This window comes from Legionella sp. JM-2024 (genome assembly GCF_055389095.1).
In genome coordinates this window covers 1,032,381-1,055,371 of sequence record NZ_AP039388.1, presented here as the reverse complement: position 1 = coordinate 1,055,371, position 22,991 = coordinate 1,032,381, and the positions used below count along the sequence as shown (strand labels likewise).

The window sequence follows — 22,991 nt, the reverse complement described above, 5'->3', positions numbered from 1 at the left end:
CAAACAACTCCCGAGGTACCCTTCTAATTAAATTGGAAATAAAGGAAGGAAGTTAAATTTTGGTCTAATTAAACTATAGAATAGTATGATATTAATACAGACTTTTTACTACAATTCTGTTTTTTCCATTTTTTTTAGCTTGATATAATGCCTCATCTACCAAAGTAATGGCGTATTCTATATTAGATGAACTTTCAAAATGAATATTAACAATTCCCATACTTAAAGTAACATTATTCATTAGTAATAGTTCATTGGAATGATAGTCACGATTCAAAGTTTCTGTTTTAAAGTGATTTTTAATTGATCGACAAATCGATATTGTTTCTTTGATTGGCTGATTAGCAATGATTACTGCGAACTCATCGCCGCCTAACCGAAATATTATATCATTTGAACGCCGAAATATTTTTTTTAAAAAATCAGCGACGCTAATTAAAAACCTATCGCCGAAGGGATGTCCAAAATTATCATTAATTAATTTAAAATTATCTACATCCATAGATACTAGGCTTAAAAAATATTTATTACGTCTTGCTCTATTAAACTCCTGTGGAAAGGTGATTTCAAAATATCGCCTGTTATATAATCCTGATAAAGAATCCGTTATTGATATCACTTTCAATTCATTAATTAATAGTTCTTTTTCATTAAACAATTGAAAATTTTCATTGAGTAACCTTTTATTAATTTTTGCAGAAATAATAAGCATAACAACAAATAGCAGAAACATGGTTGCCAAAATAGTTCTATCGACATTTAACAATGCATAATTATAAACAATCACGGGTAAAAGCATCGGAAGGACATAGGCATAATAAGCCGGTAAATAAATAGATAATGAAGCAATTGACCCGGCACACATTCCACCAAATACCAAAATAATAATAAATTCATGAAGTTCATTTAAATAAGGCAGAGTAATGAAGTAACATGCTCCCCATATACTGCCCGTGACCAGAGTAAGAAGGCAAAATTTGATTAATGTAAGTGGTATTTTATTTTTGTCGACTCCCTGCTTAATTATTTTCCAACAGAAAAAACTTCTTACCAGACTTATAAATAAAATACCGGAAAACCAGCCCCCTATTATCAATATGGGCACATCATTATAAATAAGGTCAAAAGCAAGCAAGGTAGCTAATATAATATTGAACGGAATTGCTCTTCGAGATCCCTCAAATAGCAATGTCATACTTTCCTTGTAATACTTGGATGAAGCCATGTTATCCAATGCCCATTAATTTATATCCATTCTTTTAAATTATAGAACACTAATATTTTTGAAATATATGGTGCCCTTTGTTCCTCTTTTTAGCTCTCTTTTCTATAATTTTTTTGTGACTCTCTGACTGCTGGATTGTTTTCTGCATTATTCTATTTAAATTTTTTATCTTTATCAGGCATTAGCGACTATAATTTAATCAATCAAGCCTTTTAAATTGGTCTTTAAAACCATTTTTAATATGATGAATTGAATGGAGTGTCATCATGAAAGAAAAACATTTTGCGTATAAAATCACTCTTTCTTCGGCGGGCTTAGTTTGTACACATTCTGAAATTGAAGAAGATAAGATGGTTGATCTATTAAAAGAAGTAAAAAATGATCATTCTCAAGCTATTTACTGGATATTCAAACAATTTGACAACCAACCTAAAGAACAATTATGCATTATTGATTGTCCAAACAATCGTATTTATTACCATTACTCCGGAGAAGTCGAAGAAATTGATGAAGCCATCGAAAAATTGAGTAAAAAAATATAACTCAAAGAGTATAAAGGATGTCAGGTTTCATTGTATTAAATGCTCACTTATTTAAATTAGACCTCTTTCGTAACCTCACTCTTCGTCTAATTGTTGGATTGCGAATGAAGCCATTCCTATTTTTAAAAAAATTAAGATCAAATTAAATAAATTAAAATCAATTAGTGAATTTTTAGTTCTTACAACTACTGGACAAATGCCTGTTTTTTAGTAACCATTCAGATCAAAATTATTCCTTAGTTCTTAACAATAAATTATGAGGATTTGATATGAATCTGACAAAAGGTAAATTAATAACAATATTGGCTGTGCTGGTATATGGCCTCTTCTTGCCCACTTATGCAGCGTCCAATACAAAAAATACTGCGAATGACACTGCAATTCAAAATGAAATATTAGTATATATCAACAACTACCGGCAGCAGCACGGCCTATCTGCTCTCAAAATGGATAACAGCCTCGTGAAAGAAGCAAAAAATCATTCCGTTGATATGGCCAAACACTCCATCCCCTTCGGCCATAAATATTTTAAAGACCGCATTGACAGATTACATTCGCAAATTAAAAACTCTAATGCAGGTGCCGAAAACGTCGCCTACAACTATAAAAATGCACAGGATGTCGTTAAAAATTGGTTGCGCAGTCCAGGACACAAAAGAAATATAGTTGGCAACTATGATCTTACTGGCATCGGTATCGCTCGTGATGAAAAAGGAAAAATATATTTTACACAAATATTCCTAAGAACAGGGAATGGTAACCATGCTTCCAGAAGACCTTTTCCATCTCTTTTTAATGGAACACTCTTTAGTAAGAAAGCATAAAGCCTAAATGCTGTTTAACAAAATCTTTGCAATTTATAGTAATAATCAAGTGGAAATAATTGCAATATTAGCCTAATATTGAATCATAGACGGTAAACATTGTTCAGCCAACAGCACATTTTTGGAGGCCAGATTGAGAGTGTGGTGTGCAAGCTTAGCACTAGACTGAGAAGCCAAAAGCACTCCTGAGGAATCCACCCTTAGTAACAGGACTGTACTCAATCTTGCTGTCTATACCAAATTAACAACAAGGGCGTATTTGATACGCCCTTATCATTTCTAATCCCCCTGCTTTTTCTGAGTTCAAAAATACAAAATTAATATTTTATGCTGTAGAAAATTATTCTAAATTACAATAGGATAGAACTATAACGGTAAGAAGGATTTTCCCATGATGATTGCAACCCTGCTGGAATCTGATCAGGAAACACGAGTAGCTATTACTCCCAACTCAGTCAAGCAATACATAAAATTAGGCTATGAAGTCGGCATTGAAAAAAATGCTGGCCTTGATTCAGATTTTGCTAATGAAGAGTTCGAAAAAGCTGGCGCCAAAATCTTCGACAGTAAAAGCACATTACTAAAAGAAACTCAAATTCTTTTATGTCTTAACGAACCTGATCCACAAAATTTAAAGGGTTTATCGACAGGCGCTTTGATAATTGCCCACGTAGACAATAATCCCCTTAGCCCACTTGTTAAATGGTGCCTGGACAAACAAATCACTTTATTTTCGATGAATCTCATTCCACGAATAAGTCGGGCGCAAAGTATGGATAGCTTATCCTCTCAAGCTAACTTGGCAGGATATAGGGCTGTTCTGGAGGCTGCAACTCAATTTCATAGAGCTATTCCTATGATGATGACCGCAGCAGGTATGATTCAACCTGCTAAAGTACTCATTCTTGGTGCTGGGGTAGCTGGGTTACAAGCCATTGCAACTGCGAAACGACTGGGTGCTGTGGTTTATGCTTTTGATGTGCGACGCGTTGCCAAAGAGCAGGTTGAGAGTTTAGGAGCCGAGTTCATAGAAGTAAGTCAGGAACAAGATAGTGAAACTGCAGCCGGCTATGCATCAGAAACCACTGAAGAATATAAAAAATTACAAGCAGAACTCATTGATCAATACGCCAAAATTTCAGACATTGTTATTTCCACTGCTTTAATACCTGGACGTCAAGCCCCACTTTTAATTTATAAAAGCACTATAGAACAAATGAAGCCAGGCTCTATAATCGTAGATCTTGCTACCTCTCGAGGTGGAAACTGCGAGCTTAGTGTTCTGAATAAAACCATTAAACACGGTGAAATTACTATAATAGGATTAAGTAATATGGCAGGTCTTGTACCAGCTACTGCAAGTGACCTCTATTCCAATAATCTGGTACATCTAATAAACCTATTGGCTAAGAATCCAACTGAATTTAACTTAAACCCTGACGATGAGATTACTCAACAAGCTGTTCTTTGTCATAGGGGGACTTATCTACCCTTTCAAGCAGTAAAGGAGAAACAACATGCCTGAGATTAACACACTTGGTAATCCATATATCACAATCTTGACCATTTTTGTTCTCGCATGTTTCGTTGGTTATTATGTGGTTTGGAAAGTAACACCTGCTTTACATACACCCTTAATGTCAGTAACCAATGCCATCTCAAGTATTATTATTCTCGGTGCATTGATTGCTGCGGGAAGTGAATTGATTGGAAACATCACCTGGCTAGGTGGTATAGCAATATTTATCACCTCAATTAATATTTTTGGTGGATTTGTAGTAACTCAACGCATGCTCCGCATGTATAAAAAATAATGATTTAAAGGACGGAATCAGTAATGAATTCAATAGTTCCACTGTTTTATCTGTTGGCAGCAATTTGCTTTATATTAGCTTTAAAAGGATTAGCAAGTCCTTCCACTTCAAGAAAAGGAAATCTTCTTGGTATTCTGGGTATGATTCTTGCCGTAGGGTCTACCCTAATGATGCCTACCACTTTTCATCATGTCCTTTTAATCACATTAATAATTGCCGGTGGAATAATAGGAACTATTATTGCCTTGAAAATTAACATGACGGCCATACCACAACTGGTTGCTGCCTTTCATTCTTTAGTTGGTATGGCAGCAGTCCTGGTAGCCTATTGTGCCTTTTTATCACCAACCTCTTTTCAAATCGGCACACCAGGAGCAATTGCGACAGCGAGCCTTATAGAAATGAGTCTGGGATTAATAATTGGAGCCATTACTTTTTCTGGTTCTGTCATTGCCTTTTTAAAATTACAAGGGATCATGTCAGGCATCCCTGTTCGATTTCCCGCTCAAAACTACATTAACTTACTAATGGGGCTAACAATTCTGGTTTTACTTTTCCTTTTTGTAAGCAATCAAAGCATACTCCTCTTTAGCCTATTAGCAGGATTGTCTTTTCTTATCGGTGTTTTACTGATCATCCCTATTGGTGGAGCCGATATGCCAGTAGTCATTTCCATGCTGAATTCCTACTCAGGTTGGGCTGCTGCAGGAATAGGTTTCACCCTTAGTAATCACCTGTTAGTTATTACAGGCGCGCTAGTTGGATCAAGCGGGGCTATTTTAAGTTATATCATGTGTGTTGGCATGAATCGTTCTATTTTCAATGTCATTTTTGGGGGAATAAGTGGAGCTGGAAATACAAAACAAGCACTTTCCGGAAATGAATCACGTAATGTAAGACAAGGTAATGGTGAAGACGCTGCTTTCCTGTTAAGTAATGCCAAGGATGTTATTATAATTCCTGGATATGGAATGGCAGTGGCACATGCTCAGCATGCCGTCAAAGAACTTGTAGACGCACTGGAATCTCGCTCCATTCGCGTACGCTTTGCGATACACCCAGTTGCCGGACGTATGCCTGGGCATATGAACGTATTACTTGCTGAAGCCAATATTCCTTATGATAGAGTCTTTGAACAAAGTGAAATTAACAGAGATTTTGCAACCTGTGATGTGGCGTATGTGATTGGAGCAAATGATATCACCAACCCTGCAGCTAAAACTGATCCTGGATCACCAATTTACGGAATGCCAGTCCTGGAAGTTGAAAAAGCAAAAACCGTATTATTCGTAAAACGCAGTCTATCGCCAGGTTATGCCGGGGTAGAAAACGATTTATTTTTTCATGACAATACTTATATGCTTTTTGGAGATGCCAAAATAATGACCGAATCAATAGCCAAAGCATTAGGAGAAATGTAACCCGTTGAAAATATCAATAAAAATCTCCTGCGGGGTGGGTACCCGGTTTAATCTGCGCAAATGCCCTTTAATTTGCCAATAAAGCAAAATAAATGTATCTTAGCCTGTTAATTTTTCATAATGGAGATATATCTATGCTACGAAAAATCGGCTTTACAATGTTATGCGCAGCAGCAGTATTTACTACAAATACTCATTCAAGCGTTACTCATACACTGCAACCCGGTATCACTCTAGAGTATGAGTTTCCACCTAATGAGCCTCTGGTATTCATTAATTATTTGTATTGGGAAGTAGAAGCAGATTGTAAAATTGCTAGTGAAGACCCATCAAACGAACTTTTTGCGGAAGCACTAGCCAAAGCCGGTAAAATTAATGGCATTACCCTTTCTAAAGGTAATTCTATGAAAGTGACTGTTCACTCCGGTGACACTCTAAAACTAAGCGCTGAATCTGGTGCAAAAGTACAAATCACTAATTCTGGCCCACATACTGTAAAAGCAACTTGTACGGCATAAAAGAATTGGGCTAATAATACTCCAAACCGACATCAATGGGATGTGGTTAAGAAATTTACAGTCCTCTTTTCTATAATTAGACCTCTTCAGAAACTCACTACAGAGAGAGCAGTGCGAGGAGAAACGGAGCACCAAACCAGAGTGTACACGTCAGTACATAAGGATTCGAGCACCGTACCAACGAAGCAATGCTTCTCTGTAGTAGAGTTTCCTGAGAAGTCTATTCTTAATTATAGTTTGGTACTGAGCCCTCTTTCGTCAAGACAAACTCTGCGAACTGAAAGATTCCCACGAAAATGTACAATTTTAGTAATGCCTCTGTCATCCCCATCTATTCTGCCATTTAAAGTTGTACAAATTCGTGGGGATTCACCAGTCCGCGAAGCCCGCCTACAATGATAAATAATGAAATTTCTCGAAATAAAATCCAATTGATTAGTGTTCCCGAGTAGAACAAAATTTAATCTTGGGATAACGCTCTTCTGCCATTGTCAAATTCACTTTAGTAGGTGCCAAATACATAAGCATATCTCCCCCATCCAAAGCCAAATAATCATATGCCTTAGTGCGAAATTCGCTCATTGCCTTATCGTCCTCAGCATAGACCCACCGCGCACAGGAGACATTGACTGCTTCATAAATACAGTCCACTTTATACTCATGTTTTAGCCTATGTGCTACCACATCAAATTGTAATACCCCAACTGCTCCTAAAATCAATTGATTGCTATTTAACGGTCTAAACACCTGAGTAGCACCCTCTTCGGACAGTTCAATTAATCCTTTCAGCAATGCTTTACTCTTTAATGGATCTTTCAACCGAACAAGACGAAACAATTCCGGGGCAAAATTAGGGATACCAGTAAATTTCAATTGCTCACCTTGCGTAAAAGTATCACCAATACGAATCGTGCCATGATTATGCAAACCAATAATATCACCTGATAAAGCAAGCTCTGTGTGCGATCTGTCTCCTGCCATAAAAGTTAATGCATTAGAAATTTGTACTTCTTTTCCTATACGCAAGTGGCTTAATTTCATTCCCTTCTTGTAAGAACCTGAACAAACGCGCAAAAATGCGATTCTATCTCTGTGTTTGGGATCCATATTGGCTTGAATTTTAAATACAAAGCCGGAAAATGCTTCTTCATTAGGATAAATAGCCCTGGTTTGAGTTGCTCTTGGTTGAGGGCCTGGAGCATATTCAACAAAATCATCCAATAATTCTTTAATACCAAAATTATTAATTGCTGAGCCAAAATATACTGGGGTCATTTTTCCTGAGAGATAGTCGTCTATATTAAACTCATGAGACGCCCCTTTCACCAATTCGATTTCCTCTCTCAGCTCGCTTGCGCTGTCTCCAATAATCTCGTCGAGTTGAGGATTGTCCAACCCTTTTATCTGCATTGCCTCAGCTTTTTTTGCATTGCTTCCCTGTTGATACAAATAAACAATATCTTGATAACGATGATAAATTCCTTTGAAACGTTTCCCCATGCCAACAGGCCAAGTAATTGGCGCACACTGAATACCTAAAACCGATTCTACTTCATCTAGTAAATCAATAGGTTCTCGCCCTTCTCTATCCAATTTATTGATGAACGTCATAATAGGAGTATCACGCAAACGACAGACTTCCATTAATTTTACAGTCCGCTCTTCCACACCTTTGGCAACATCAATCACCATTAACGCAGAATCCACGGCTGTTAGAGTACGATACGTATCTTCCGAAAAATCTTCATGGCCTGGCGTATCCAGCAAGTTGATTACATGTTGATTATGTACAAATTGCATCACTGAGGTGGTTATCGAAATGCCGCGCTCTTTTTCCATTTCCATCCAATCCGATGTAGCATGTCTATCCGCTTTACGGCCTTTAACAGTACCTGCCAATTGAATAGCTCCACCAAAAAGAAGCAACTTTTCAGTAACAGTAGTCTTCCCTGCATCCGGGTGAGAAATAATGGCAAATGTGCGTCTTTTATTAAAGTCTTGATAAAAATCAGACATATGAGTCTCGAATTAAGTAATTAGGTAAATGTTGTGAATTGTAAAGGAAGCGTACAAAATTAACAATTTTTTCGTTATTCATTAAAGTGGCATTGGTTTTTTATCAAGTAATCCATTCCTCTATTTCAAACCTCCTTAGTTGGGCCACAAAAAATAATCACTTTTTAAACCCATTAGACACTAATTGACCACATTGTTTTTCATTAGTATAATAATGCCTTTTTTGTGGAGCTATATATGTCAACGCCAGAATCAGAATTAAGAAAATCAATGCAACAATACGGAAAACAGGCATTCAGTGAATCACAACAAATAAAGATTTTGAATTTGTTACTTGAGGATGCCAAAAAACAGCTTTCCAGAGAGCATGAAATTTATCAATTAATAGAAAATTATCAATTAAAATTAAGTAACGAAATTAATTTAAATCTGGCTATTCAACTCGTTAATAAATTTATTATTGAATTAGAATCAAAAGATAAAGATGGTTCTACTGTCAACTATTTAAAACAACATGGTTTTTACAGAATATTGTACAGAAATCCCAGACTATTAGGTCAGGAATTACCACAGGACGATATATTACATAAATTATTGCGCAATGGATTTATTGGTGTTGGTATTTCTGCTGTAATAATTCTACTGTTTATATCCACTGCTTTTTTTACCGCCCCCTTTTGGTTAACAGCAATCATATCTGGTTTATTTGTGGGTGCTTCTGTTTATTTAAGTGGAATCCTTTACGGTGTGGTGAATGATATTTTTGCAACACATGCTAACTTGCCCTATTTTCTATTAGGTCACCAACCCCAACAAACCAGCTTGTTAAGAACAAACGATAAAGTAGCTCAAGGAATAGCATGGGGCGTAGCTGCAACTTTTGGCCCAGTGGTACTGGCAACCTTGGTATTTACTGTTGCAACAACGATTACGGCTTTTTTTGTTCCAATGGCTACCTTCTTATTACCAGCAATGATGATTGCAATGCCATTGATTGCAGTTGGGGCAGAGTTTTATGCTCGTAAAAAAACACGCGAATATCTAGAGGCCGAAGGAAACTTCTACTGGATGGGGTCCAATGACTATCAAAGAAGGGGCTTAAACTACATGTGCCCGACTAATGAAGAGCGAGCAGCATGGTATGCAAACTCCGATAGAAATTTATTTGGTTTTACTAAAGTACCTCTCATTGGTCTGGGCGCCTTGGTTGGATTAATTGTATTAAGTGGTATTAGCATGTTTCTTCCACCACTACTCTTCGCATCACCAATTATAGCAATAGCGATTCCAGCCGCCTTTGCTGCTGTTGCCTGTGCGACTTTAATCGCTGGCGGTATTTATATGCATGCCAATCGTAATCAACAACTTGATGACCGCTACCGTCTTGAATTTGAGCATGATGAAATTGAATCTGATTTATATCTCGACGAAGACATGGATTATATTAGAAAAATTGCAAAAACCTATGGTCAAAAAGAACCGATTGTTGAACCTAAACAAGAAGTTATCAACACGGAAAATTATACTTTCCTTTTTGATAAAAAACCAAATCAGACAATACCAAATACAAAACAGGAAGAGTTTCAACCGGTACGATTGCCTCATACTGGAACTTGCTAACCCCTAAATGAACTGATTTGATCTCACTTTAACAATCAATAAGTTAGTAGTGCTCTATTATTGCCAACAGAGCACTACCTTATTTCCTTATTTATAGATGCTTACGAAAACCCCAATCTCTTCGTTATTGTAAATTAAAATTCAAATCACTATATAAAAATTTTTAATTTGGTCACTAAGTTTGTCTAAATTCCCTCATTAAAAAACCTTTTTTGCCTTGACCTTGGAGTTTTTCGTAAGTCCAGATTTATTAAGAAACTTTCCATATCCATGATATAGCGAATTAAAATGATTCCTGTATACTCAAAATTAAGACCTTTTTTCATGCGAACACTTGTGATTAAAATTTGGTCTAATCTGTTCCCTGCTAAACTGGTTCTTTAAATTAAAGGATTTAATTTAAAAAAGGAGTTTGCTATGAGATTCAATCATTTTATTGCTCCACTGGTTTTTCTCCCCATTTGTGCATTCAGCCAACCCCAAAATGACAAAGGAGTCCTCTTTTTAACTAAAACTCCAACTAGTAAAAATGCTTTTGTAAAATCTTACTCGAATGAATCAAGCAACTTTAGTTTACTTCCACCTAATTCCAGAAATGTAGACTACCCAACTCAGATTATTCGCGTCTCTGGTTCTCTGGAATCACAGCAAATGGACTGCGATCAAGTGCATGGAGAAATACTTGAAAAAGTAGTAGCTCCGTTTACTCCTGATAAGTTTACTTACAATACTTATATTAGCTGTACTTATGATCCAGACACCAATATTGCCACTGAGTTTCTAATCAATAGTTATTTAGACCCACTAACTGACGATGCTATTCAGCTATTAGATACTTACTTGGCAGAAAATAACGGCTCTGATCTGTTAGGTACTAAATTAACGTTTGAACCTGCAAAAGCTCTTGTTGTTGCCTTAACTATCTCGGCTGGCATGAAAAAAAATCCAAATAAACCGCCATTTGTAGAATATAAGCAGGATCGCAGTAATTTCTACTTTAAGAGCAATTATGAAATGAGAAATAAGTTATTCAGCGATGTTTATCAAAATTTCTTTACCAACGATCCTAATAAAATTTTACCGTTTCTGGATAGATGGGTATTTGCTAATGCCAGCAGTGTTTACAAAGCTATTTTGATGGATTCCAACTATGTCGAATTACAACCTGAGCGAATTTTCCTTATGGAAAATGGTGAGCGAATATTTGTGTCTAACCTAAAATATTACTTCGCCCATAATTGTGATAGATACAGTAATCATCGCTGCTTACAGGTAGAAGCCTAAAACGATTTTTCTTATTAGGATATTTTTGAACTGACAGTATTTTAAATGATTGTATTTAGCTGCTCCCTTACGGCTGCATCACAGATTATGCTTCAAACTGTGCTACAACCATAAGGGGGTGTATCAATGTAGGTCGATACATAGTTCTCAATTCAATTCTGAAAACTACAGTACCATTAACTCCAATCCAGAAGACAAGCGCTCAAAATAATTCACCACCATGGTGTCAGTCACCAGATCCAAACTGGATGGCTTCCATTGAGGATTTTTATCTTTATTAATCAATAATGAACGAACCCCTTCATAAAAATCACTGCCTTGCATAAAATGACCAGACAGGTCAAAATCCATTTTTAGACATTCCGCTAAAGATAAACCTTTCGCTTTCTGGAGTTGTGCAAGAGTTATCTTAAGACTCAGCGGTGACTTTTGCAGTAATGTATTATCCACACCGAGAGCCCACACACCTTCCGTGCTTTGTAACGACTCTCTTATTAATTCAACGGTAGGCTTGGAGAAACAAACATCGATTAAAGGTTTGATTTGACTTGCCTCTGTGGACATACCATCACTTGCAAAAGAAGAAATACAATGATCGACACGATTGAATGCATCTTCAGACAAATCTTCATTTTTTAGAGCATCAATCATTGATTGCATATGTTCATTAAACACAACCTGTTTTACCAAACCTGCTTTCCTGGCGTCATGAGGGCCTAATTTATTTCCAGTTAATCCCAAATAGACTCCCAAAAAACCAGGGCATCTATTTAATAAGTAACTGGCCCCAATATCAGGAAAAAAACCAATCCCTGTTTCTGGCATGGCAAATACAAAACGTTCACTGGCAATAGGATGGCTACCATGCATGGAGATACCTACGCCTCCCCCCATAGTAATCCCATCCAGTAAAGAAATATAAGGTTTACCAAAATGATGAATAAAATGGTTCAACCTGTATTCATGCCAAAAAAATTGCATTTGCTCCGACTCTTTACTGCGACCGGAATTATATAACCAACGGATATCACCACCCGCACAAAAAGCATTCCCTGGGACAGCTTGCACAACGACTGCTTTAATAGAATTGTCTTCTTTCCAAATTGACAATTGCTTTTGTAAGGCCATGATCATAGTTAAAGTTAAAGCATTCAAAGCCTTAGGTCTATTTAATGTAATGAATCCCAATTGACCTTCCTGAGAAAACAGCAACTCTTCAGTCATAATTAAACCCCTTTAAAATCCGCCGCCCTCTTACCAAGAAATGCAGCTACCCCTTCTTTTTTATCTTCTGTGGCGCAAACTTTTGCAAAATGAATTGCTTCCAGATGGAGTGCATCCGTCAGTGATAAATCATAACCATGATCTATAACTTCCATCACACTGGCTATTGCTAAAGGTGCCATACTTAATATCCCATTTAGAATATTTTTTCCTTGGGCTAATAAATTCTCTGGCTCCACTACGTCACTCACTAAACCCCAGCTTAAGGCAGTGTGGGCATCGATAAAACGTCCTGTCAAACATAAATCCATCGCTCGACCTTTGCCTACTAACCGAGCCAATCGTTGTGTGCCACCGTATCCTGGAATAACACCTAATTTTACTTCAGGCTGACCAAACATCGCTTTATTTGAAGCGATTCTAAGAGTAGCAGATATTGCTAATTCACACCCACCCCCGAAAGCAAAACCATTCACTGCAGCAAGTGAAGGTTTTCCCATCGTCTCCAAAAGTCGAAATACTTCTTGTCCATGACAAGCAAACTCATAACCGGTTTGAGCATCACATTCAGCCAGTCGATTAATATCTGCTCCAGCGCAAAATGCTTTACCATGTCCAGTTAACAACAGTGCTTTAACTTTCGGATTGGACTTCGCTTGATGGAATAATTCATTTAGCGCATGCAAAACATCGGTGCTCAAGGCATTCAGTTTCTCTGGTCTATTCAAAGTTAAAGTTAAAATCCCGTTATTATCTATATCCTGTTCAATTAAATTCATCAATAATCCCCTGTTCCTTACTCTATAAAATATTCTTCATCCAAACTTGCTTTCGCAATAATTTCACGCATGATTTCATTAGTTCCTTCAAGAATTTGATGAACTCTTAAATCCCTAAATATTCTTTCAATTTGATAGTCTCGCAGGTAACCATACCCTCCATGCAATTGCATCGCTTTATCGCTAATACGAAATGCGACATCGGTAGCTAACCTCTTGCCCATTGCACAATACATCGGCGCATTGGGATCATTATTGTCCATAGCTGTTGCAGCTCTATAAACCATCAATCTTGCTGCTTCATAATCCGTTAACATATCAGCAAAATAAAATCGAAGTGCTTGCATTTGAGTCAAAGGTTTACCAAATTGTTTGCGCTCATGCATATAAGATTGAGTCATTCGTAAGCAAGCAAGAGCACCGCCTAATGAACAGGAAGCAATATTCACTCGCCCTCCATTCAAAGCATTCAGAGCAATTTTGAAGCCCATACCTTCATCACCAACACGATTTGCAATTGGCACACGACAATTTTCAAAATAAAGCATGCAAGTTGGTTGATTACGCCAGCCTAATTTCTTCTCTAATTTCCCAAATGTCAGGCCAGGAGTATTTTTTTCAATTAACAAACAGCTGATGCCATGATGAGATTCATCACCTGTCCGTACCATGCATAAATACACATCACTAACACTGCCACCAGATATGAATGCTTTCGCCCCATTCAGAACATAATACTCACCATCTTTTACCGCACGGGTTTTTAAGGATGCAGCATCAGATCCTGATTCCGGCTCTGTTAAACAATAACTGGCTATCACTTCCATAGTAGTTAATTTTGGCCCCCATTTCTTGCGAATTTCCTGGCTGCCATAACGGTCTACCAAAGAAGTAACCATATTATGGATAGAAAGATAAGCGCTCGTTGCAATACAACCAGTAGCTAATTGTTCAAATATGAGTGCCGCATCCAAACGAGAGAGCTGGGCGCCTCCTATATCTTCTCGCGCTACTATTCCTGCCATACCTAACTGAGCAGCTTCTCTTAAAATTTCAATTGGAAAATACCCCTGCTCATCCCATAAATCTGCCATTGGGGCTAGTTTATTACGAGCAAAATCGGAGGCCATTTCTCGAAATGCCAAATGTTCGTTAGTGAAATTAAAATGCATAGACCATCCTTAGATTTCTTGGTTTTAGTTATTGTTTCAGTAAATCCCTTGAGATTTACCGAAGTAATGACTAAGGCCGATTTATTTATGACGCTTTCTCAAAAAATGATATTATTACGAATTTTTAGCGCCCGGGAAAGACAATAAGAATAATCACATGGAAACTTTAGCGCAACCAACTTTAACAAATCAAAAGGCCTTGGCTGTTTTAAAGAAATATTTCGGATTCGATTCTTTCAGAACATATCAAGAAGACATAATAAACGAGGTCATTTCTGGCAAGGATGTCCTTGTTTTAATGCCTACTGGTGGTGGAAAATCCTTATGTTATCAAATCCCTGCTATAGTCCGTCCAGGTGTTGGAATTGTAGTGTCTCCCTTGATCGCATTAATGGAAGATCAAGTGGCAGCACTGAAATTACAAGGTATCCAGGCAGCGTACTACAACTCATCATTGACAACTGAAGAAGCCAGAGGTGTATTAAATCAATTACATCATAACGAATTAGATTTACTATATATTGCCCCGGAGCGTCTTATCAGCACCTCTTTTTTGGAACGATTGTCAGAGTGTGCTATTGCATTATTTGCTATTGATGAAGCTCACTGCATTTCACAATGGGGACATGATTTTCGACCTGAATATGCTTGTTTAGGCTTATTGAAAACCAACTTCCCAGATATTCCAATAATTGCTTTAACAGCCACCGCGGATAAGCAAACACGTGAGGACATCATTATTAAATTGAACTACCAACCTAAAAAGTACGTTGCTTCATTTAATAGACCTAATATTCATTATAAAGTGGTTCCCAAAATCAACGCAGTAAAACAATTAAATCAATTTTTACAGTCAGACACTCAACAATCTGGAATCATTTATTGCGGAACTCGTAATAGCGTTGAATATCTTACTGAAAAATTGCAGCAACTTGGATTCAAAGCCCGTGCTTATCATGCAGGACTATCTCATATAGAGCGCCGCGAGGTACAAAATCTTTTTAGATATGATCGCATAGATATTGTTGTAGCCACCATAGCTTTCGGAATGGGTATTGATAAGCCTAATGTTCGCTTTGTAATTCATTATGATTTACCAAAAAATATTGAAGGCTACTACCAGGAAACAGGTCGTGCCGGACGTGACGGGCTACCTGCCAAGGCACTGCTACTTTATGACGCTTCTGACAGTGGTCGCCTGCGAGCATGGATAATAAACATTCCCCTTGAGGAGCAAAGACATATAGAAACTAATAAATTAAATCACATCATTGCATTTGCTGAAGCATCTCATTGTCGTCGCCAAATTTTATTACGCTATTTTGATGAACCCTGTGATACTGCCTGCAAAAACTGTGATGTCTGTGATAATCCTCCACAAACTGAAGACGTCACTGAAGACGCACAAAAATTATTATCATGTATTTACAGATTAAAACAAAGCTATGGTCTAACGCATACTATTGATGTTTTGAGAGGTAGTCAGACTGAAAAAATAAAGCAGGCAGGACATGAGCGTTTAAGTACCTTTGGAATTGGCAAGGAGAAGTCAATAAATTATTGGAAACACCTGGCTTGGCAATTGATACATAAAGATTATTGCTTGCAAGACATGGGGCATTTTAATGTCTTACGCTTAACTTCAAAGGCAGTTCCGCTTTTAAAAGGTCAAGAACGTATTTCACTAACCATCCCCAATAATGATCTTAAAGGAGGTAAAAAGAGAATCAAACAAAATACTTCTGTTAAACTTGAAAATAGTCCATTATTTGAAAAACTACGTACCTTAAGACGTCAGTTGGCCGACGAAGAGAATAAACCCCCTTTTATGATATTCAGTGATGCCACTTTGCACGAAATGACCCAAATAAAACCTAAAAATAATAAACAGCTATTGGATGTATCTGGAGTTGGGCAACATAAATTAGCCCATTATGGACATTATTTTCTTAAAATCTTAAATGAATTTTCTGAAGTGGAGTGAGAGCGGACGTGCGTAAATTATCAAGATCTTTTTATGAGCGTGACACCGTTATCGTTGCAAAAGAGCTTTTAGGTAAATATTTAGTTCACCATGATGGACTTGAAGAGCGAATTGGACGCATCGTTGAAGTGGAAGCATACCTTGGACAACATGATTTGGCTTGCCATTCCTCTAAAGGTATCACTAAAAGAACTAAAGTGATGTTTGGACCAGCAGGATACGCCTATGTCTATTTGATTTATGGAATGTATTATTGTATGAATGTAGTGACTGAACAGGAAGGCACAGGCTCTGCAGTGCTAATACGTGCTTTGGAGCCTATACAAAATATTCAAAACAAAACTCAGGGGCCTGGCCTATTATCTCGAGCTATGCAAATAGATACCAAACTGAATCATCAAGATTTATTAAGTAACAATTTTTACATCGCTGAACCCAGCATACAAACCGATTTTACTATTGTAGAAAAACCAAGAATCGGTGTTCATTATGCTAAAGAATGGGCTAATGAATTATTAAGATTTTATATTAAGGATAATCCTTATATTTCCAAGGATTAATTTTCACAGCTCTATAACTTCACTATTTACGCTGTATCATCGGAATGCCATATTCATTCAGCCTGGATGCAACTCTGGATATTCCACCAAGATTCAAGATATACCCTGAACGGCTACTCTTACATTGCAATCTGGCAATTCCCGGATTAGGGGCTAATCCGGGGTAAGAAAATAGAATTTCGGCGTAATTTTATTCTAATCCAATGGCCTTAGGTGGACAAATATAGGCATTGCCGAGATTAGTCACATTAGTTTGTTCCGAACCACCGCTCATAAAACCACCGCGACGATCAAATGAACCACTCATAGAGCCAGTAACACCAGCTCGGTTTGTCACCAATTGAATATAATTGGCACCTTTTTTACTTGCTTTATTTTTAAGATCATTCATGGCTCCTTCTTCCAAATTACGGTTAGAAGTAAATCCACCGGTAAAGAAGTTGCCTTGGTTACCTACCACTTGACCTACATATTTACAACCTTTAGGCGCAGGGTTTGGGCTTGCAATGACACGTTCTGTTTGTGGATCTGCTGGAATAGCCGCACATCCAGTAATCATCAGACTAATAACTGATACAGATAGTAGTTTTTTCATTTTTTACACCTTTTTGTTACAAACAACACAATGAAATGTTAACAACTCCTGTTTGATTAAACATTACACCCAACTTTTAAATGCACTTGATAATATTTCACTTTATTATCATCAATAAAACCCCGTGTTTCTACCACTTCAAACCAATCCAATTTCCCATAAGTTTTAGCTACTTGTTTTATTGCATTATCGATAGCTTTTTCAATTCCTTCTTGAGAAGTCCCAATTAATTCCACTATTTGATACACTTTATCTGTCACTTTGTCCTCTCCCTAAATCAAGTTGCTCCTGAGCTTTTGCAATTGCTTTACGAATAGCTAAAGCTTCTTCAGACTGCTCTGGTGCCAATTTTAGTAAACGTTGCCAATAATTTATCGCACCCTCATAATCATGGCTTAAGAAAGCATGCATGGCAAGCATTGCAAGGGCATCGGGTTGATTAGGATTATTTTTTAGCAAGGTATGAAAAATATCTAAAATATCTGAGTTAAACTGCTGACTATTCAACTGCCATAAACTATGGGCATAATTCACTGAAAATTGCTCATCTTCAGGCTTAAGCTGGTGTGCTTTTGCAAAAGCCAGGGACGCATTTTGACTATCATTTTGACTACTATATAATCTCCCCAACAAATACCAACCCTTAGCACTCTCAGGATGAGAATCCAACTTGGCTTTCAGCTTATCGATTAATTCATGCGGACTTTTAATCGATTTGAGCATGGATTGAGCCAATTCCTGAGCATCATTTCGATGCAGATATTCTTGCCACTGAGCAAAACCTCCCCAAAAATAATATCCTGTAAAAATCATTATAAAAACAAAGGGAATCAGTAAAAGACTAAACAAACGGTTACGTCTCAAAGGATAAATAATGAAAGTACATGCCAATATAGTAAAAACGAGTAATAAAATAACCAGCCACCATTCATTCATGAGAGTTTCTCTTAAAACAAGTCCGCCAAAAAATTAAAAAACCAAATAATAAAAATAAAAATGGGCCGTACCATAATAAAAGAGTTACGCTTTTAACGGGTGGTTTAAAGAGTATAAAATCACCATAACGATCGGTTAGATAATCCATTATTTCACTGTCACTCTTCCCCTCTTTTACCAATTGATAAACCTGAGAACGTAAATCCTTAGCCAGTTCAGCATTGGAATCAGCCAAGTCCTGATTTTGACAAACTAAACAACGCAAATCTTTTAAAAGATGATTAAATTGTGTTTCCTTTTTAACGGAATCCAATGGATACATACTATTTGCAAATGCCATAGGTATTAAAGTAAACAATAAAATCACCTTAAAGAAGAAATAGGATGCTCTCATACTGATTTCTCCAAAATCTTCATTAAAGGTAAAATGTCATTTAACCAGATTTCTTGATTCATGATTCCTACATGCCTGTAGCGAATTATTCCCTTTTTATCAATAACAAAAGTTTCAGGTGCTCCATAAACACCTAAGTCAATTGCAACTTTTCCATCTATATCCTGACCTATCAATTTATAAGGGTTACCCCATTGTGCCAACCATTGCCTGGCCTGTTCTGGTTTGTCTTTATAATTTAAGCCATAGATAGGTACACCTTCTCTTGCGAGCTGCAACATAAACACTTGTTCCTCAACACAAGCTTCACACCAACTTGCCCAAACGTTAAGCAATACAACCTGATTATGAAGGTTTTTTGTACTGAAGGTGGACTGAGGATTTTGCAATTGCGGCAAGGCAAAATTGGGTAATGATTTTCCAAGTTGGGCTGAGGGTAAATGATGGGGATCCAGAGACAATCCTCTCCAGAGGAAAAAACTTAGTAGAAAAAAAATAGCTATAGGAATCACACGCCATCCTACTCTTTTCATACCCTTATCTCCCGACCTGTCATTGCCGGTATTTGTCTTCTTTGGTAATATCTTCTATCTGTTAATGCCAAAACACCACCAGCTAAAATCATAAATCCACCAGCCCAAATCCAGCGTACCAACGGTTTATAATAAATACGAACTGACCAAGCGTCATCAGATAGTGGTTCTCCCAAAGCGATATAAATATCACGAAAAGGAGTCACATCAATTGCAGACTCAGTCATTGGCATTTGTCCAATTGTATACAACCTTTTTTCAGGAAAAATGGATTTGGTTTTTCCTTGATATTTTATTGAAAATTCAGCTCTGGTTCCCTTGTAATTAGGGCCATTCAATGATGTTTGTCTGATAAATTCAATATTATAACCAACCAGATTAATTTGTTTACCAGGAGACATACGTACATCATCTTGTACTCCATAAGCTGTAGAAACAGCAATGCCAATGACAGTTGATGCAACACCACAATGTGCCAGTACCATTCCCCAATAGGCTTGACCAACCCCAGCTACCCCCCTATCCTTGATTTTTTTATATGCTGCATACAATGTATTCAAAAGAACCCAAGATGCCAGTATTAAACCAAAGAGTGCAGAAAGATTTATTGCACTGGAGGTGCAAAACAATAAAATAACAGGCAGAACCAGACTGAGCAAAAAGATTCCATTAGATCTCCTTGCCACAGCCCGCCAACTGTCGCTATGCCATTTTAAGTGAATACCCAAGCCCATCAATAATAACATCGGGATCATTAAAGGAATAAAAACAGAATTAAAATACGGTGCGCCAACAGATAATTTTCCAAGCCCCAAACCTTCAACCAGCAAAGGATAAACTGTTCCCATTAATACAGTCAGCATCATTACTACCAAAAACACATTGTTCAACAATAGTGCACTTTCTCTTGATAATGGGCTTGGATTACTATTGGTTTGTAAAGTTTGAGCCCTAAAAAGAAACAGAATTAATGAGCCTCCAATTACAAATAACAAAAATCCCAGGATATATAATCCTCTCTGAGGATCAACTGCAAAAGCATGGACTGAAGTTAAAACCCCAGAGCGAACAAGAAAAGTACCAATTAAACTTAAAGAAAAGGCTGCGATTGCAAGTAACATTGTCCAAGCCTTAAATTGCTGTCTCTGCTCGGTAACTGCCAAAGAATGCAATAGAGCAGTACCCACCAGCCAAGGCATAAAAGAAGCATTTTCCACAGGGTCCCAAAACCACCAACCACCCCAGCCTAATTCTCTATAAGCCCACCAACTGCCTAAAGTAATTCCAGCCGTTAAACAACACCAGGCCGCTAAAGTCCAAGGTCTTGTCCATTTAGACCAACTGGCCTCTACCTTACCAGCCCACAAAGCTGCAATAGCAAAGGCAAATGCAACAGAAAAACCAACATACCCCATATATAACATAGGCGGATGAAATAGAAAACCCGGATCTTGAAGCAAAGGATTAAGATCACGACCTTGGGTATTCAACACTTGGAATTGACGTAAAAAGGGATTGGATGTCATTAACAAAAAAAGAATAAACCCGATACTTAACCAACCTAAAACTACTAAAATACGAGTACGCATTTCCTTATCGAGGCTTGAGCTAAAAAAACAAACCAGGATCATCCAAAAACTAAGGATAGCAACCCAAAGCAACATAGACCCTTCATGCCCCCCCCAAACCGCACAAAATTTGTAAAACCACGGAAGCAACAGGCTGGAGTTATTCAGCACATAGATCACTGAAAAATCATCCGTTAAAAAGCAAACCGTTAAGCATAAATAAGCACAGGCAACGAATAAAAATTGTAATACAACATAATTCCTAGAGGACTCTATCCAATCTGGCCGATTAAATTGCAAACCAGCTAATGGTATTAAGGCTAACATTAATGAAGACATGAATGCCAAAATTAAAGAAAACAATCCTAATTCTGCTATCATTTTTTCACCTTATTAGCCAAAGCTGCCTTTACTTCAGGTGGCATATAATTCGCATCATGCTTTGCCAAGACTTGTATCGCACGAAAATGATGATTGTCAGTTACCTCGCCCTCTGCAACGATACCCTGACCCTCTCTAAATAAATCTGGAAGTATCCCGGAGTAAGTAACGACGATGACGTGCTCAAAATCAGTAATTTTAAATTGAACCTCCAAACCTCTTTTTGCCCTTATTATGCTATTTGCTTCAACCATTCCACCCACCCTAATTAGATGCTTTACTGGAGCTTCACCTGAAACAATCTGGGTAGGAGTATAAAATAAACTGATATTTTGCCTTAATGAGTACAAAACCAAGGCAGTCGCTGCGGATAAAACAGACAGGACAAATAGTAAGATAAATAGCTTGCGTCGCCTTATAGGGGTCATTTAATCTATCTCTTAAACCAACGTTGTAATTTTTTGCGCGTTCGAGTTCTTTGCCATTTTATTCCTAAAATATTCATGACCAGGACCACACAAACCAAACCATAAGCAGGCCAAATATATATGGAATAGCCCCCCATGGCCAACCATTCAAAAAACTGATTCATCAATCTCTTCCTCGAACTGAATCTTAACCCAAGATTGTCTTCGTTCTCTAAACAAGACTTCGCTACGTGCCTTTTCCAAGATAATCCATAAAGAATATAAGAAAAAGCCAATCAAAGTGACTAACAAAGGATACAACATACTGTGATCAATTTTAGGTTTGGCGAATACAGATAAAGTAGCACCCTGGTGTAGGGTATTCCACCAATAAACGGAATAATGAATTATTGGTAAATCAATTAAACCAACCAAAGACAAAATTGCTATTATTCTATCCCCATCTTCTTTATTTTTTACCGCTTGATAAGTAGCCAGTATTGCCGAATAAAGTAACAAAAGTACCAATTCTGAAGTAAGACGAGCATCCCATACCCACCATGCACCCCACATTGGCTTACCCCAAATACTTCCAGTAATTAAAGCAAGAAAAGCCATGCAGGCTCCTAATTGGGCTACTTTATGAATCAATAATCCTGCCATTTTAATACGCCACACGAGCAACAATATGGCCAAAAATCCCATCCAGGCGTACAATGCCATTGATAAAAAAGCGCTGGGGACGTGGACATAAATAATCCTGTATGCCTCCCCTTGTTGATAATCAGGTGGGGCAAATGCCAATCCCCAGATCATGCCAACACCTAAAGTAAGCAAAGCACTCGCAGCCAACCAGGGAGTAATGCGCCCAGCATAAGTATAAAAATTTTTTGGTGATGCCAACTGATATAAAATATTCCACATAGGAAACAATAAAATCAAAAAAAGAAGGATTTTACCACGCATCAAAACAATAACAAAATATATACCCAAGAAACTCCAAATGCTATTTTTAGCACGTTGAAGTATCCTGGTACCTTCCGGTATCAAACCAACCTCCTCCATGCAATCCATTCGGAAACCTTTTTGCTTGACGATTATCGCAGACAATCAATTTTTAGTTTTTGATGCAGGAGAGGGCTCGTCTCAAAACTTGGGAGCTTCAGGATTACCGCTGCAAGGATGATTCTTTAT

Annotated in this window: 24 protein-coding genes; 10 read left to right on the top strand and 14 right to left on the bottom strand. The window is 37.5% G+C overall.

Translation table 11 applies throughout. The features are described from left to right. Positions 1 to 91 precede the first annotated feature (91 nt). A complete protein-coding gene (locus tag ACZ5EK_RS04625; protein WP_464431631.1) occupies positions 92 to 1,225 on the bottom strand; it encodes a GGDEF domain-containing protein in 1,134 nt (377 codons plus the stop codon). Between the two features lie 266 nt (positions 1,226 to 1,491). Between ACZ5EK_RS04625 and ACZ5EK_RS04620 the strand changes: the two genes are divergently transcribed. From ACZ5EK_RS04620 to ACZ5EK_RS04595, 6 genes are all read left to right on the top strand, one after another. After that, positions 1,492 to 1,767, top strand: coding sequence for a hypothetical protein (locus tag ACZ5EK_RS04620; protein WP_464426834.1), 276 nt, complete (start codon positions 1,492 to 1,494; stop codon positions 1,765 to 1,767). Between the two features lie 269 nt (positions 1,768 to 2,036). Next, positions 2,037 to 2,591, top strand: a complete 555-nt coding sequence (locus ACZ5EK_RS04615) for a CAP domain-containing protein (protein WP_464431629.1) — start codon at positions 2,037 to 2,039, stop codon at positions 2,589 to 2,591. Positions 2,592 to 2,982: 391 nt separating this feature from the next. Further along, entirely contained in the window at positions 2,983 to 4,116 is a 1,134-nt protein-coding gene (locus ACZ5EK_RS04610; RefSeq protein WP_464431628.1) for a Re/Si-specific NAD(P)(+) transhydrogenase subunit alpha, read from the top strand. After that, positions 4,109 to 4,405 (top strand): proton-translocating transhydrogenase family protein, encoded by a 297-nt coding sequence (locus tag ACZ5EK_RS04605; RefSeq protein WP_464431626.1) that lies wholly within the window; start codon positions 4,109 to 4,111, stop codon positions 4,403 to 4,405. The genes ACZ5EK_RS04610 and ACZ5EK_RS04605 overlap by 8 nt, the downstream gene beginning before the upstream one ends. Before the next feature lie 23 nt (positions 4,406 to 4,428). Further along, positions 4,429 to 5,826 (top strand): NAD(P)(+) transhydrogenase (Re/Si-specific) subunit beta, encoded by a 1,398-nt coding sequence (locus ACZ5EK_RS04600; RefSeq protein WP_464431625.1) that lies wholly within the window; start codon positions 4,429 to 4,431, stop codon positions 5,824 to 5,826. 134 nt (positions 5,827 to 5,960) lie between these two features. After that, positions 5,961 to 6,344 carry a hypothetical protein gene (locus ACZ5EK_RS04595; RefSeq protein ID WP_464426829.1) on the top strand — a complete coding sequence of 128 codons (384 nt, stop codon included), beginning with the start codon at positions 5,961 to 5,963 and terminating at the stop codon, positions 6,342 to 6,344. Positions 6,345 to 6,779: 435 nt separating this feature from the next. On the opposite strand, the gene ACZ5EK_RS04590 is transcribed toward ACZ5EK_RS04595, so the two are convergent. After that, complete coding sequence (locus tag ACZ5EK_RS04590) at positions 6,780 to 8,360, bottom strand: peptide chain release factor 3 (protein WP_464431623.1); 1,581 nt, start codon at positions 8,358 to 8,360, stop codon at positions 6,780 to 6,782. A gap of 237 nt (positions 8,361 to 8,597) precedes the next feature. Between ACZ5EK_RS04590 and ACZ5EK_RS04585 the strand changes: the two genes are divergently transcribed. Both ACZ5EK_RS04585 and ACZ5EK_RS04580 read left to right on the top strand, forming a co-directional pair. Continuing rightward, entirely contained in the window at positions 8,598 to 9,980 is a 1,383-nt protein-coding gene (locus ACZ5EK_RS04585) for a hypothetical protein (RefSeq protein ID WP_464431622.1), read from the top strand. A gap of 417 nt (positions 9,981 to 10,397) precedes the next feature. Beyond that, entirely contained in the window at positions 10,398 to 11,264 is an 867-nt protein-coding gene (locus ACZ5EK_RS04580) for an Lpg0189 family type II secretion system effector (protein WP_464431620.1), read from the top strand. Between the two features lie 165 nt (positions 11,265 to 11,429). On the opposite strand, the gene ACZ5EK_RS04575 is transcribed toward ACZ5EK_RS04580, so the two are convergent. From ACZ5EK_RS04575 to ACZ5EK_RS04565, 3 genes are read right to left on the bottom strand one after another with little or no spacing between them, the layout of a single operon-like run. Then, entirely contained in the window at positions 11,430 to 12,488 is a 1,059-nt protein-coding gene (locus ACZ5EK_RS04575; RefSeq protein WP_464431619.1) for an enoyl-CoA hydratase/isomerase family protein, read from the bottom strand. Between the two features lie 2 nt (positions 12,489 to 12,490). Then, positions 12,491 to 13,267 carry an enoyl-CoA hydratase/isomerase family protein gene (locus ACZ5EK_RS04570; RefSeq protein WP_464431618.1) on the bottom strand — a complete coding sequence of 259 codons (777 nt, stop codon included), beginning with the start codon at positions 13,265 to 13,267 and terminating at the stop codon, positions 12,491 to 12,493. 17 nt (positions 13,268 to 13,284) lie between these two features. Continuing rightward, a complete protein-coding gene (locus ACZ5EK_RS04565) occupies positions 13,285 to 14,439 on the bottom strand; it encodes an acyl-CoA dehydrogenase family protein (RefSeq protein WP_464431617.1) in 1,155 nt (384 codons plus the stop codon). A gap of 157 nt (positions 14,440 to 14,596) precedes the next feature. Between ACZ5EK_RS04565 and recQ the strand changes: the two genes are divergently transcribed. Together recQ and ACZ5EK_RS04555 are read left to right on the top strand one after the other, a co-directional pair. Further along, the gene (gene recQ, locus ACZ5EK_RS04560) at positions 14,597 to 16,423 is read left to right on the top strand and encodes a DNA helicase RecQ (RefSeq protein ID WP_464431616.1); all 1,827 of its coding nucleotides are present in this window, start codon (positions 14,597 to 14,599) and stop codon (positions 16,421 to 16,423) included. Between the two features lie 8 nt (positions 16,424 to 16,431). Then, positions 16,432 to 16,983, top strand: coding sequence for a DNA-3-methyladenine glycosylase (locus tag ACZ5EK_RS04555; protein WP_464431615.1), 552 nt, complete (start codon positions 16,432 to 16,434; stop codon positions 16,981 to 16,983). Between the two features lie 190 nt (positions 16,984 to 17,173). Here the strand turns inward: ACZ5EK_RS04555 and ACZ5EK_RS04550 are convergent, their stop codons facing one another. Genes ACZ5EK_RS04550 through ccmC form a run of 9 tightly spaced genes read right to left on the bottom strand, consistent with a single transcriptional unit; the run spans position 17,174 to position 22,721 of the window. Next, the gene (locus tag ACZ5EK_RS04550) at positions 17,174 to 17,578 is read right to left on the bottom strand and encodes a DUF4156 domain-containing protein (RefSeq protein WP_464431614.1); all 405 of its coding nucleotides are present in this window, start codon (positions 17,576 to 17,578) and stop codon (positions 17,174 to 17,176) included. A 56-nt stretch (positions 17,579 to 17,634) separates the two neighbouring features. Beyond that, a complete protein-coding gene (locus ACZ5EK_RS04545; protein ID WP_464431613.1) occupies positions 17,635 to 17,838 on the bottom strand; it encodes a dodecin in 204 nt (67 codons plus the stop codon). Next, the gene (locus ACZ5EK_RS04540) at positions 17,828 to 18,514 is read right to left on the bottom strand and encodes a tetratricopeptide repeat protein (RefSeq protein WP_464431612.1); all 687 of its coding nucleotides are present in this window, start codon (positions 18,512 to 18,514) and stop codon (positions 17,828 to 17,830) included. The genes ACZ5EK_RS04545 and ACZ5EK_RS04540 overlap by 11 nt, the downstream gene beginning before the upstream one ends. Then, entirely contained in the window at positions 18,507 to 18,908 is a 402-nt protein-coding gene (locus tag ACZ5EK_RS04535; RefSeq protein WP_464431611.1) for a cytochrome c-type biogenesis protein, read from the bottom strand. The genes ACZ5EK_RS04540 and ACZ5EK_RS04535 overlap by 8 nt, the downstream gene beginning before the upstream one ends. Then, complete coding sequence (locus ACZ5EK_RS04530) at positions 18,905 to 19,441, bottom strand: DsbE family thiol:disulfide interchange protein (RefSeq protein WP_464431610.1); 537 nt, start codon at positions 19,439 to 19,441, stop codon at positions 18,905 to 18,907. The genes ACZ5EK_RS04535 and ACZ5EK_RS04530 overlap by 4 nt, the downstream gene beginning before the upstream one ends. Further along, the gene (locus ACZ5EK_RS04525; protein ID WP_464431609.1) at positions 19,438 to 21,390 is read right to left on the bottom strand and encodes a heme lyase CcmF/NrfE family subunit; all 1,953 of its coding nucleotides are present in this window, start codon (positions 21,388 to 21,390) and stop codon (positions 19,438 to 19,440) included. The genes ACZ5EK_RS04530 and ACZ5EK_RS04525 overlap by 4 nt, the downstream gene beginning before the upstream one ends. Beyond that, entirely contained in the window at positions 21,387 to 21,818 is a 432-nt protein-coding gene (gene ccmE, locus ACZ5EK_RS04520) for a cytochrome c maturation protein CcmE (RefSeq protein ID WP_464431608.1), read from the bottom strand. The genes ACZ5EK_RS04525 and ccmE overlap by 4 nt, the downstream gene beginning before the upstream one ends. A gap of 5 nt (positions 21,819 to 21,823) precedes the next feature. Then, the gene (gene ccmD, locus ACZ5EK_RS04515; protein WP_464431607.1) at positions 21,824 to 21,982 is read right to left on the bottom strand and encodes a heme exporter protein CcmD; all 159 of its coding nucleotides are present in this window, start codon (positions 21,980 to 21,982) and stop codon (positions 21,824 to 21,826) included. After that, positions 21,966 to 22,721 carry a heme ABC transporter permease CcmC gene (ccmC, locus tag ACZ5EK_RS04510; protein ID WP_464432457.1) on the bottom strand — a complete coding sequence of 252 codons (756 nt, stop codon included), beginning with the start codon at positions 22,719 to 22,721 and terminating at the stop codon, positions 21,966 to 21,968. Before ccmC ends, ccmD begins: the two co-directional genes overlap by 17 nt. Positions 22,722 to 22,991: the final 270 nt, after the last annotated feature.

Excerpts from the sequence above, each read along its gene's own strand:
- ACZ5EK_RS04625 (WP_464431631.1), bottom strand. The coding sequence starts at position 1,225 with ATGGCTTCATCCAAGTATTACAAGGAAAGTATGACATTGCTATTTGAG.
- ACZ5EK_RS04620 (WP_464426834.1), top strand. The coding sequence starts at position 1,492 with ATGAAAGAAAAACATTTTGCGTATAAAATCACTCTTTCTTCGGCGGGC.
- ACZ5EK_RS04615 (WP_464431629.1), top strand. The coding sequence starts at position 2,037 with ATGAATCTGACAAAAGGTAAATTAATAACAATATTGGCTGTGCTGGTA.
- ACZ5EK_RS04610 (WP_464431628.1), top strand. The coding sequence starts at position 2,983 with ATGATGATTGCAACCCTGCTGGAATCTGATCAGGAAACACGAGTAGCT.
- ACZ5EK_RS04605 (WP_464431626.1), top strand. The coding sequence starts at position 4,109 with ATGCCTGAGATTAACACACTTGGTAATCCATATATCACAATCTTGACC.
- ACZ5EK_RS04600 (WP_464431625.1), top strand. The coding sequence starts at position 4,429 with ATGAATTCAATAGTTCCACTGTTTTATCTGTTGGCAGCAATTTGCTTT.
- ACZ5EK_RS04595 (WP_464426829.1), top strand. The coding sequence starts at position 5,961 with ATGCTACGAAAAATCGGCTTTACAATGTTATGCGCAGCAGCAGTATTT.
- ACZ5EK_RS04590 (WP_464431623.1), bottom strand. The coding sequence starts at position 8,360 with ATGTCTGATTTTTATCAAGACTTTAATAAAAGACGCACATTTGCCATT.
- ACZ5EK_RS04585 (WP_464431622.1), top strand. The coding sequence starts at position 8,598 with ATGTCAACGCCAGAATCAGAATTAAGAAAATCAATGCAACAATACGGA.
- ACZ5EK_RS04580 (WP_464431620.1), top strand. The coding sequence starts at position 10,398 with ATGAGATTCAATCATTTTATTGCTCCACTGGTTTTTCTCCCCATTTGT.
- ACZ5EK_RS04575 (WP_464431619.1), bottom strand. The coding sequence starts at position 12,488 with ATGACTGAAGAGTTGCTGTTTTCTCAGGAAGGTCAATTGGGATTCATT.
- ACZ5EK_RS04570 (WP_464431618.1), bottom strand. The coding sequence starts at position 13,267 with ATGAATTTAATTGAACAGGATATAGATAATAACGGGATTTTAACTTTA.
- ACZ5EK_RS04565 (WP_464431617.1), bottom strand. The coding sequence starts at position 14,439 with ATGCATTTTAATTTCACTAACGAACATTTGGCATTTCGAGAAATGGCC.
- recQ (WP_464431616.1), top strand. The coding sequence starts at position 14,597 with ATGGAAACTTTAGCGCAACCAACTTTAACAAATCAAAAGGCCTTGGCT.
- ACZ5EK_RS04550 (WP_464431614.1), bottom strand. The coding sequence starts at position 17,578 with ATGAAAAAACTACTATCTGTATCAGTTATTAGTCTGATGATTACTGGA.
- ACZ5EK_RS04540 (WP_464431612.1), bottom strand. The coding sequence starts at position 18,514 with ATGAATGAATGGTGGCTGGTTATTTTATTACTCGTTTTTACTATATTG.
- ACZ5EK_RS04535 (WP_464431611.1), bottom strand. The coding sequence starts at position 18,908 with ATGAGAGCATCCTATTTCTTCTTTAAGGTGATTTTATTGTTTACTTTA.
- ACZ5EK_RS04530 (WP_464431610.1), bottom strand. The coding sequence starts at position 19,441 with ATGAAAAGAGTAGGATGGCGTGTGATTCCTATAGCTATTTTTTTTCTA.
- ACZ5EK_RS04525 (WP_464431609.1), bottom strand. The coding sequence starts at position 21,390 with ATGATAGCAGAATTAGGATTGTTTTCTTTAATTTTGGCATTCATGTCT.
- ccmE (WP_464431608.1), bottom strand. The coding sequence starts at position 21,818 with ATGACCCCTATAAGGCGACGCAAGCTATTTATCTTACTATTTGTCCTG.
- ccmD (WP_464431607.1), bottom strand. The coding sequence starts at position 21,982 with ATGAATCAGTTTTTTGAATGGTTGGCCATGGGGGGCTATTCCATATAT.
- ccmC (WP_464432457.1), bottom strand. The coding sequence starts at position 22,721 with ATGTGGAATATTTTATATCAGTTGGCATCACCAAAAAATTTTTATACT.